The sequence below is a fragment of the Streptomyces sp. CBMA156 genome (assembly GCF_014596515.1).
In the GTDB taxonomy this organism is placed as follows: Bacteria; Actinomycetota; Actinomycetes; order Streptomycetales; family Streptomycetaceae; genus Kitasatospora.
Window position 1 is genome coordinate 1 of sequence record NZ_MSJQ01000427.1, and the last position, 10,378, is coordinate 10,378.

The following is a 10,378-nucleotide window of genomic DNA, read 5'->3' on the forward strand; positions in this document are numbered from 1 at the left end:
CGGCGCGGTGCAGCGCGACGGCGTCCGGGGTGCGGGCGGCCTGCCGCTCGAACAGCTCGTGCACGCAGGCGTCCGGGACCGCCGTCGCGGGCCCGGTCGCGTAGCGGTCCAGCAGTTCGCGCTCCTCGGCGGCGAGGGCGTCGGCCCCGGCGTCGCCCTGCGGGTCGGCGGCCATCGCCTCCAGGATCCGCCGGTACAGCCCGGCCAGCCGCTGCCCGTTGGCACGGCTGATCCGGTCGGGTCGGCCGTAGAGGACGAACACGCCGGGGAAGGTCGAGGCGTCCAGCGCGAACTCGTTGGGGCTGACGTCGACGACCTTGTCGGACTCGATCTGCCGGTCGTCCAGGACGTGGAAGTCCAGGTAGGTGAAGGACACCTCGATCAGCGGGGTGCCGTCGCCCCAGGCGCGCTGCATCTCGGGCAGCGGGAAGCGGCGGTGCGGCCAGGCCGCCACCTCGGCGGCGAAGACCCGCCCCACCAGCTCGCGCCACGTGCCGCCGGTCAGTTCGACGCCGAGCGGCACGGTGTTCAGGTGCATGCCGCGCACCAGCTCGCCGCCCTCCGTCTCCAGTCGGCCGTTGAAGACCAGTCCGCTGTGGAAGCGGCGGCTGCCGCTGATCGTGGCCATCGCCTTCAGGTGCGCGGCGAACAGCACGCTCTTGAGCGGCACCCCGGCGGCGGCGGCCAGAGCGCGCAGGCCGGGCTCCAGGTCGCGGAACGGAACGGCGACCTGGTACGGCTGCTCGCCGGCCGCCGGATCGGCGGCCCAGGACGGCGGCAGCACGACGCGCTCGAAGCCGGCCACCCCCTGCTGCCAGAACGCCCGGTCCTCGGCACTGGCCAGGGAGCGCCGCTCCAGCGCGATGTGGTCGGCGTAGCGGACGGTGTGCCGCTGCCCGGCGGCGGCCGGGGCCTGCCCGGCGCGGATCGCCCGGTAGTCGCGCATCACCTCGTCGATCAGCGAGTGGTGGCTCCAGCCGTCGAGGATCGCGTGGCACTCGATGAAGGAGAACGTCCAGCGGTCGTCGGCGGTCTGGTGGACGTGGAAGCGCAGCATCGGCGCCCGGCCGACGTCGAAGGGCGTCCGGCGGGTCCGGGCGGTGAACTCCGCCAGCTCGGCCCCGACCCGCTCCTCGTCGAGCCCGCGCAGGTCGTCGTAGCCGACCTCCAGGGTCGCGTCGGCGTGGACGAGCTGGAGCGGCTCGGAGTAGCCGGTGAGGTCGAAGGCGGTGCGCAGGATCTCGTGCCGCCGGACGAGCAGGGCGGCGGCCTCCCGCAGGGCGGGCAGCGAGAACGGCGCGTCGTCGACGAACGGGAAGAGCGTGATGTTGTGGTAGGGGCTCTCGTCCCGGTCCGCGAGCATCTGGTAGACCATCGCGGCCTGCACCATGGCGAGCGGGTAGGCGTCCACCAGGCCGGGCGGCAGGGCGGCGCGGTCGGCGTCCGGGAGCAGCGCGAACGGCGCCACCCGCTGCTCCTCCACGCTGGCGGGCCCGCCGGGCCTGGCGAGGTCGGCGAACCGGGCCAGGCCCTCGACGCTCTGGTGGACGAGCAGGTTCTGCACCGTCAGGTCGATCCCGCGCCGCCGCAGCGCGCCGACGACCTTGATCGCCCGGATCGAGTCGCCGCCCAGGTGGAAGAAGTTGTCGAGGGCGCCGACGCGGGGCAGCCGCAGCACCTCGGCCCAGGTCTCGGCGACGGTCTGCTCGGTGCCGGTCCGCGGGGCGACGTGTTCGGGGCCGCCGAGGCCGCGGTGGGCTTCGGGGGCGGGCAGGGCGCGGCGGTCGATCTTGCCGTTGGCCGTCATCGGGAAGGCGTCCAGCGGGACGAGGATCGCCGGCACCATGTAGCCGGGCAGCGTGCGGCCGAGGGCGGCGCGCAGCTCCGCCACGTCGAGGGTGCGGCCCGCCCCGGGCACGACGTACGCGACCAGCCGGGCCTCCCGCTCGTCGGGGCGGCGGTGCGCGATCACCAGGCTGGTGTCCACTCCGGGGAGTGCGCCGATGGCCGCCTCGATCTCGCCGGGTTCGATCCGGTGGCCGCGGATCTTCAGCTGGCCGTCGGCCCGGCCGACGAACTCCAGTTCGCCGTCGGCGCCGTAGCGGGCGAGGTCGCCGGTGCGGTACATCCTGGCGCCCGGGGTGGTGGCGTACGGGTCGGGCAGGAAGCGCTCGGCGGTCAGCGCCGGGCGGTGCAGGTAGCCGCGGGCGAGGCCCGGGCCCGAGACGTGGAGCTGGCCCCGGACGCCGATCGGCACCGGGTTGAGGTCCGCGTCGAGGAGGTGGAGCCGCAGGTCGCCGAGCGGGCGGCCGATCGGGCTGCGCCTGGCACCGCCGGTGTCCTCGGCCCGCACCGGGCGGTAGGTGACGTGGACGGTGGTCTCGGTGATGCCGTACATGTTGACCAGGACGGGCCGCCGGTCGCCGAACCGGTCGAACCAGGGTGCCAGTTCGGCCACGTCCAGCGCCTCGCCGCCGAAGACGACGGTCCGCAGCGAGAGCGCCTCCGGCGCGAGGCCGGCCAGCGCGACGGCCTCCTGGAGGCCGCGGAAGGCGGAGGGGGTCTGGTTGAGCACGGTGACGCGCTCGGTGACCAGCAGGTCGAGGAAGTCCTGCGGCGAGCGCGAGAGGGCGAACGGCACCACCACGGCCCGGCCGCCGTTCAGCAGCGCGCCCCACAGCTCCCAGACCGAGAAGTCGAAGGCGTAGGAGTGGAACAGCGTCCACACGTCGCCGGGGCCGAAGCCGAAGTCCTCCTGGCAGGAGCGCAGCAGGCGCAGCACGTTGGCGTGGGTGACCGGGACGCCCTTGGGGGCTCCGGTGGAGCCGGAGGTGTAGATGACGTAGGCGGTGTTGCCGGGATCCGCCCGCGGGGCGGGGTCGGTGTCGGGCCAGTCCTCGCCGGTCTCGTCGAGCAGCAGGGTGGTGACGGTCTCCTCGCCCGTGCTCCGGTCGGTGACCAGTGCGGTCACCCCGGCGTCGGCGAGGATGTAGGCGAGCCGGTCGGCCGGCTGGCCCGGGTCGAGCGGGAGGTAGCCCGCGCCGGACTTGAGCACGCCGAGCAGGGCCACCACGAGGTCGAGCCCGCGGTCGCAGCGCACGCCGACCAGGGTCTCCGGGCCGGCACCGAGCGCGCGCAGCCGGTGGGCGAGGCGGTTGGCCCCGGCGTTCAGTTCCGCGTACGTCAGCGAGACGCCGTCGCAGGTGGCGGCGAGGGCGTCGGGGGTGCGCTCGGCCCACTGCCGGAAGACCTCGGGCAGGGTCTCCTCGGCGGGGTAGCTGCGGCCGGATCCGCCCCAGGAGGCGAGGAGTTCGCGTTCGGCGGCGGGCAGCAGGTCGAGCCGGCCGACCGGCCGGCCCGGTTCGGCGGCGATGCCGGCCAGCAGCCGCAGGTAGTGCCCGATGGTCCGCTCGATCGTCGCCCGGTCGAACAGCGCGGTGGCGTACTCCAGTTCGCCGGTGACGGAGCCGTCGGCGGTGGTGGTGAGCGCGAGGGTGAGGTCGAACTTGGCGGTGTGCCAGTCGACCGGCCGCTGCTCGGCGCGCAGCGCGCCCGGCTCGGCCGGGGTGTGTGCGGCGAGCTGGAAGACCACCTGGAAGATCGGGTTGCGGGAGGGGTCGCGCTCGGGCGCCAGCTCGTCGACCAGCCGCTCGAACGGGGTCTCCTGGTGGGTGAACGCGCCGAGCGCGGTCTCCCTGACGCGGCCGAGCAGTTCGAGGAAGGACGGGTCGCCGGAGAGGTCGGTGCGCAGCGCGACGGTGTTGGCGAACAGGCCCACCATGGGCTGGGTGTCGGCCTGCTCCCGGCCCGCGACCGGGGTGCCGACCACGACGTCGCTCTGCTCGCAGCCGCGGCCGAGCAGCAGCTGGAAGGCGGCCAGGAACACCATGAACGGGGTGGCGCCCTGGGTGCGGCCCAACTCCACCAGCGGCTCGGCCAGTTCGGCCGGTACGGTGAACGTCTCGATGGCGCCGGCGGCGTCCCGGACCGGGCCGCGGGGCCGGTCGGTCGGCAGATCGAGCGGCGTGAGGTCGGCCAGGGCGCTTCGCCAGTAGGCGAGTTGGCCGGCCAGCCGGTCGCCGGAAAGGTGGGCGCGCTGCCAGGCGGCGAAGTCCGCGTACTGCGCGGCGGGCGGGTCGAGCGGGCTCGGCCGGCCGGCCGCGTACGCCTCGTAGAGCTGCCCGAGTTCGCCGAGCAGAACGTCCTCCGACCAGCCGTCCGAGGCGATGTGATGAATGGTCAGCAGAAGTGCGCACTCGTCGCCGGCGAGCTGGGCGAGCAGCGCCCGGACGGGGTGCTCGGCGGCCAGGTCGAACGGCCGCCGGCCGTCCTCGGCCACCAGCTCGGCGAGCCGCCGCTCCGCCAGCTCCGGCTGCTCCCACTGCTCCGGCTCGGCGGCCCCCAGGTCGACGGTGGTCAGGGCGATCGGCCCCGGGGCGTCGATCACCAGCACCGGCTCGTCGTCCACGGCCGGGTAGCGGGTGCGCAGCACCTCGTGCCGGGCGACCAGGGCGTCCAGCGCCCGCCGCAGCGCCGCCCGGTCCACCGGTCCGGGCAGCCGCAGCAGCAGCGGCATCAGGTACTCGGTGCCGCCGGGCCTGAGCCGGTCGAGCACCCACATCCGGTGCTGCGCGAACGACAGCGGGAGTGCGCCGTCCCGGGGCACCGGGGCGATCCCATCCTGCCGCTTCTTCGTCAAGCCGCGCAGGCGTCGCTGCAGCAGCTCCGTGCGGGAGCTCGGGCTCGTGCTCATCCTTCGCCTTCCTGTGCGTGCGACGGGGTCCGCGGTCCGGTGACGGTGCAGGGCCTGTCCCTCGGGTCCTTGCCGGCCGGGCGTCAGCCTGCCGACTGCGGGAAGCGGGTGGCAGGGTCAGCACGGCCGAGGTTGCGGCGGCGGACTGCGCGCGTGACTGCCGGTCCTTCTCTGGGCCCGGGGCGGCCGGCCTCCCAGCATCGACCCATGACCGACACCGTGCGCGAGGAAGTCCCCGAGAAGGTCCCGCCGTTGGCGCGCAACCGGGACTTCCTGCTGCTCTGGCAGGGAGCGGCGGTCTCCGGGCTGGGCTCCAACGTCTCCGGCGTGGCCTACCCGCTGCTGGTCCTCGCGCTGACCGGCTCCCCGGCCGACGCCGGGTTCACCGGCTTCCTCGCGCTGCTGCCGCACCTGCTGTTCCAGCTCCCGGCGGGAGCGCTGGTCGACCGCTGGAACCGCAGGCAGACGATGATCTGGTGCGACGTGCTGCGCTGCCTCGCCATCGGCAGCGTCGCGGCGGCACTGCTGCTGGACCGGCTGTCGCTGCCGCACATCCTCACGGTCGGCTTCGTCGAGGGCACGCTGACGGTGTTCTTCCAGATCGCCGCCTCGGCGGCCGTCCCCAACGTGGTGCACCCGTCCCAGCTCGCCGCCGCGCTCTCCCGCAACGAGGCGCGGGCCCGCGGCGCCACGATGCTCGGCAAGCCGCTGGGCGGCCTCCTGTTCGGCCTCGGCCGGGCGGCGCCGTTCCTCTTCGACGCCGTCAGCTACCTGTGGTCGCTGGTCTCCCTGCTGCTGATCCGCACGCGGTTCCAGGCCGAGCGGAGCCCCCGCGGCGGCCCGCTGCACCGCGAGCTCACGGAGGGCGTCCGCTGGCTGTGGCGCCATCCGTTCATCCGCACCACGACCTTCCTGATCGCGGGCAGCAACCTGCTGTTCCAGGCGGTCTTCCTGACGGTCATCATGATGGCGCGCGGCCAGGGCGCCTCGTCGGCCTCGATCGGCCTGATGTTCGGGCTGGGAGCGGTCGGCGGGGTGCTCGGCTCCCTGGTGGCGCCCGGGGTGGAGCGCCGGCTGTCGATGCGGGCCGTGGTGGTCGGCGCCAACTGGGTCTGGGCACTGCTGGTTCCGCTGCTCCTGGTGGTCCACGGCCCGTACCTGCTCGGCGCGGTGTACGGCCTGATGTGCTTCGTCGGCCCGGTGTGGAACGTGGTGACGTCCGCCTACCAGCTCGCCGTCACGCCGGACGCCATCCAGGGCCGGGTGCTGGGCGCCGTCGGCCTGGTCGCCTACGGCGCCGTCCCGCTCGGCTCGCTGATCGGCGGCCAGCTGCTCTCCCGGATCGGCGCGGACTCCACCGTGTGGGTGCTGGCCGCCTGGATGGTCCTGCTCGCCGCGACCGCCGCCCTCAGCCCCTCGGTGCGCTCCGCCCCCTCCCTCTCGGGCGCCGCCGCCGAGTCCGCTCCGACCGCCTGACCCGGGGACCCGGCGGCAGGGCGCGCGTGCTGCTCCTGCTGCCCGTTTGTCTCTTGCCGCCGTTCCCCGGCGCCCGGCAGGCTCACCCCGTCGCAGTGTCAAACCCCGAGGCTAGGAGGGCCGTGATGGCCGAGGAAGCCACCGACACCTGCCCGTACCGGCTCGTCGCCCCCGACCGGCGGCATGCCCTCCGGCGGGCCGGCGAGGAGTGCCCGGCGCACCCCGGGACCGGGCGGACCGGGCGACGGCCGCTGAGCCCGTGCCGCCGTACGGACAGCGGTGTCATCGGGGGCTCCCGTGCGCGGGTCTGACCCGGTGCCGGCCGGCGTGCTCCAGACCGTGGGCCGGACGCCGCTGGTCGAGCTGACCAGGATCGACCCGACCAGCCACTTCCGCCTGTTCGCCAAGCTGGAGGCGCACAACCCGGGCGGCTCCATCAAGGACCGCTCCGCGCTGGAGCTGCTGTCCGAGGGCATCCGCTCGGGCCGGCTGGTCCCCGGCCGGTCGGTCGTCGTCGAGTCCAGCTCGGGCAACCTGGGCATCGGACTCGCCCAGGTCTGCGGGTACTTCGGGATCCGCTTCATCTGCGTGGTGGACCCCCGTGCCAACCGCCAGAACATCGCCGTCATGCGGGCGCTGGGCGCCGAGGTCGAGGTGGTCACCAGGACCGACCCGGTCACCGGCGAGTACCTGCCGGTGCGGATCCGGCGGGTGCGCGAGATCCTCGCCACGACCGAGCACGCCTACTGCCCCGACCAGTACTCCAACCCGCTCAACCCGCGCTCGCACCACGCGACCATGCGCGAGATCTGCGAGGCCGTGCCCGACGGCCTCGACTACCTGTTCTGCGCGACCAGCTCGTGCGGAACGCTGCGCGGCTGCGCCGAGTACGCGCGGGAGCACCGCCTCCCGGTGACCATCGTGGCCGTCGACGCCGAGGGCAGCGTCATCTTCGGCCGCAGCCCCGCGCCCCGGCTCATCCCCGGGCACGGCGCGGCCGTCCGCCCGGCCCTGCACCAGGACGGCCTCGCGGACGAGGTGGTGCACGTCAGCGATCTCGACTGCGTGGTCAACTGCCGACGGCTGGCGCACCGCGAGGCGATCCTGGCCGGCGGCTCGGCGGGCGCGGTGATCGCCGCGGTCCGGCGGATGAGCGCCCGCATCCCGGCCGGCGCGACCTGCGCGGTGATCCTCCCCGACCGGGGCGAACGCTACCTCGACACGATCTACAACGACGACTGGGTGGCGTCGCACTTCGGCGACGTCGCCCGCCTCTGGAAGGAGAACGGCCCGGTGGCCGAGGTGACACCATGCTGATCCTGACAGCCCGTGAGGTCCGGCAGGTCCTGGACGGTGCCGAGCACCAGGTCGTCGGGGCGGTCAGCCGGGCGTACCGGCTGCACGCGGCCGGCCGGACGGTGCTCCCCCACTCGCTCTTCCTGCGGTTCCCCGAAGCGGCCCGCGACCGGATCATCGCCCTGCCCGGCTACCTCGGGAACGCCGGGGACGCCGGAGGCCCCGGGGACGAGGAGCCGGTCGCCGGCATCAAGTGGATCTCCTCCTTCCCCGGCAACCTGGACGCCGGGCTGGAGCGCGCCTCGGCGGCGATCATCCTCAACTCGATGCGCACCGGCCACCCCGAGGTGCTGCTGGAGGGCTCGGTGGTCTCCGCCCGGCGCACCGCGGCGAGCGCCGCGCTCGCCGCCGCGACGCTCGCCCCGCGGGAGCCGCAGACCGGCGTCACCCTGATCGGCTGCGGCGTGATCAACTTCGAGGTGCTCACCTTCCTCCGCGCCCTGCTGCCCGACCTGGCCGAGGTCACCCTCTTCGACCTCGACCCGGCCCGCGTACGGGCCTTCGCCGAGCGGTGCGCGGCCCGGCTGCCCGGGCTCAGGACCGGCACCGCCGAGCGGATCGAGGACGCCCTGGCCGCCCATCGGCTGGTCTCGATCGCCACCACCGCCGCCGCCCCGCACCTGGACACCTCCCCCTGCCGGCCCGGGACGCTGCTGCTCCACCTGTCCCTGCGCGACCTCACCCCGGAGACCGTCCTGTCCAGCGTCAACATCGTCGACGACGCCGACCACGTGTGCCGTGAGGCCACCTCGCTGCACCTCGCCGAACAGCGGGCCGGTCACCGCGACTTCATCGCCGACTCGATCGGCGCCGTCCTCACCGACGGCCGCCGCGACCGCGACCCCGAAGCCCTCACCGTCTTCTCGCCCTTCGGCCTGGGCGTCCTCGACCTCGCCGTCGCCGACCTGGTCCGCCGCAGGGCGCGGGAACAGGGCCTCGGCACGGACGTCCCGGACTTCCTCAGCCCCGAGGCGTAGGGGCCGTGACCGCGCCAGGGGCGTACGCCGTGACGCCGCGAGGGGAGTGTGCCGCGGCTCCGCGAGGGGGGCGCCGCGCCCGTCGCGGAACCGCCGGGACCCGGGTGCCGCGGGCCGGTCAGTCCCCGCACAGCGCCCGGGCGAGGCCGCACAGCTCCGCACGGTCCGTGCAGCCGGTCTTGTGGAGCAGGCTGGCGATGTGCTTCTCCACCGTGCGGGGCGAGATCGACAGCCGCTGGGCGATGTCCTGGTTCCCCGGGCGCTCCACGAGCAGGGCGAACACGTCGTACTCACGCGGCGTCACCCCGACCCTCCGCAGCCCCTCGGGGATCAGCTCCCGCCCGGTGCGCCGCTGGGCGACCACCACCCCCGCCTGCCGGATCAGCGACCGGCAGGCACCGGCCACCGAGCGGACGCCGGCCTGGTGGAAGTACTCCTCGGCGGTCCGCAGCCAGGTGACCGGGTCACCCCAGCCGTCGGCGAGGGCCGCCTCGGCGACCAGGCGCAGCCCGAGGTGACGGGCGGTCGGGAAGCCCCGGAACTCCTGCGACGCCAGATCCACCAGGCCCGCGGCCTCCCGGCCGCGGCCCTCGCGTCCGAGCAGGACGGCCTCGGCGAGCACCAGGAACTGCCGGTTCCACGCCAGAGCGGCGGCCGGGGCCGCCAGGACCGTCGCGTACACCGAACGATCGGCCGTGTCCGCGATGACGGCGAGCAGCGGGCCGAGGCCGTGCCGTCCGCTGATGTAGAACACGCTGGGGTGCCGGTCCTCCCAGGCGGCCGAGGCGGCCAGCTCCTCCAGTGCCTGGGCGCGGTTCTCCTCCAGCAGGGCGCAGAAGGCCCGGCACAGGCCGTGCAGGACCGGCGTGAGGAAGGAGGCGGAGTCGTCGGCCCGCTCGAAGCGGAGCAGTTCCCGCTCCATCTGCCGCCGCCGGCCCTGGTGGGCGGCGACGGCGGCCGCCACCAGCAGCAGGTAGCGGTGGATGCCGAGGTTGCGCATCCGGGCGCTCGGCTCCAGGCAGCGTTCGATGATCTCCCGGGCGGCCGTGAAGTCGGCGCGCTGCAGGGCGTCCATGGCCAGCAGGCCATCCGCGTTCTGGGCGAGGACGAGGGCGCCCAGGTCCCGGGCGGCGTCCCTGGCCTCCCGGATCCGGCGCGCGTCACCGGTGCGCAGGAAGGCGTTCCCGCCGAGCCGCAGCAGCGCCTCCACCCGCCAGACCGGCAGGGCGTGCTCCTCCGCGACGGCGAGCATCCGCTCCAGGCACGCGTCCGCGTCGTCGAAGCCGTGCTCACGGGCCAGCAGGGCGAGCAGCTGCCAGGCCTGGCAGGCCACCACGGGGAGCTTCTCGCGCTCGGCGACCTCGGCCGCCTCGCGGGCCAGCCGCTCGGCCTCCGCCCTCGCCCCGCCGTGGCCGGGCAGCAGCGCCAGGTGGCCCTCGATCGGGGCCAGCAGCAGGCCCGCCAGCAGCAGCGCGGGCAGCGGCCACCACCAGGGGGCGCGGCCGTAGCCGGCCGTCTCGGGCAGGCTCTCCCAGACCCAGTGCTGGAGTTCGTGCTCCAGGCCGACGAAGCCGAAGGCGGCCAGCGAGACCGGGATGCCGACCAGTGCCGAGACCAGCAGCAGCCGGAGGTAGCCCCTGTGCAGCAGCACCTCACGCAGGGTCGGGCCGCTGCCCCCTTGCTGGGACGTCTCCGGCATCGCCGCTCCCTCGCGCTCCCGGGCCGCCCGATGCCCGGGAGGCCCCGTCCTGCGACCGAGTCTCGCCCGGACGCCGGGGCGCCGCACGGCGCGCGGGAGGCCGGGCGGTGCCGGGGC

The 10,378-nt window shown here is 74.9% G+C and carries 5 protein-coding genes; 3 read left to right on the plus strand and 2 right to left on the minus strand.

The genetic code is table 11. The features are described 5' to 3' along the window. A partial coding sequence (locus tag BU198_RS38150) for a non-ribosomal peptide synthetase (protein ID WP_188301364.1) occupies positions 1–4,753 on the minus strand: 4,753 nt, incomplete at its 3' end. A gap of 207 nt (positions 4,754–4,960) precedes the next feature. Between BU198_RS38150 and BU198_RS38155 the strand changes: the two genes are divergently transcribed. The 3 genes from BU198_RS38155 (at position 4,961) to sbnB (ending at position 8,562) form a co-directional block, all read left to right on the plus strand. Continuing rightward, positions 4,961–6,229, plus strand: coding sequence for an MFS transporter (locus BU198_RS38155; RefSeq protein WP_188300517.1), 1,269 nt, complete (start codon positions 4,961–4,963; stop codon positions 6,227–6,229). A gap of 327 nt (positions 6,230–6,556) precedes the next feature. Next, the gene (sbnA, locus tag BU198_RS38160) at positions 6,557–7,546 is read left to right on the plus strand and encodes a 2,3-diaminopropionate biosynthesis protein SbnA (protein WP_188300518.1); all 990 of its coding nucleotides are present in this window, start codon (positions 6,557–6,559) and stop codon (positions 7,544–7,546) included. Then, the gene (gene sbnB, locus BU198_RS38165) at positions 7,540–8,562 is read left to right on the plus strand and encodes a 2,3-diaminopropionate biosynthesis protein SbnB (RefSeq protein ID WP_188300519.1); all 1,023 of its coding nucleotides are present in this window, start codon (positions 7,540–7,542) and stop codon (positions 8,560–8,562) included. The genes sbnA and sbnB overlap by 7 nt, the downstream gene beginning before the upstream one ends. Positions 8,563–8,680: 118 nt before the next feature. Here sbnB and BU198_RS38170 read toward each other — a convergent pair whose 3' ends face one another. Then, positions 8,681–10,261, minus strand: a complete 1,581-nt coding sequence (locus BU198_RS38170; protein ID WP_223245514.1) for a LuxR family transcriptional regulator — start codon at positions 10,259–10,261, stop codon at positions 8,681–8,683. Positions 10,262–10,378 lie beyond the last annotated feature (117 nt).

Bases quoted from the DNA above. Each gene is read 5' to 3' on its own strand.
- BU198_RS38155 (WP_188300517.1), top strand. From the start codon at position 4,961: ATGACCGACACCGTGCGCGAGGAAGTCCCCGAGAAGGTCCCGCCGTTG.
- sbnB (WP_188300519.1), top strand. From the start codon at position 7,540: ATGCTGATCCTGACAGCCCGTGAGGTCCGGCAGGTCCTGGACGGTGCC.
- BU198_RS38170 (WP_223245514.1), bottom strand. From the start codon at position 10,261: ATGCCGGAGACGTCCCAGCAAGGGGGCAGCGGCCCGACCCTGCGTGAG.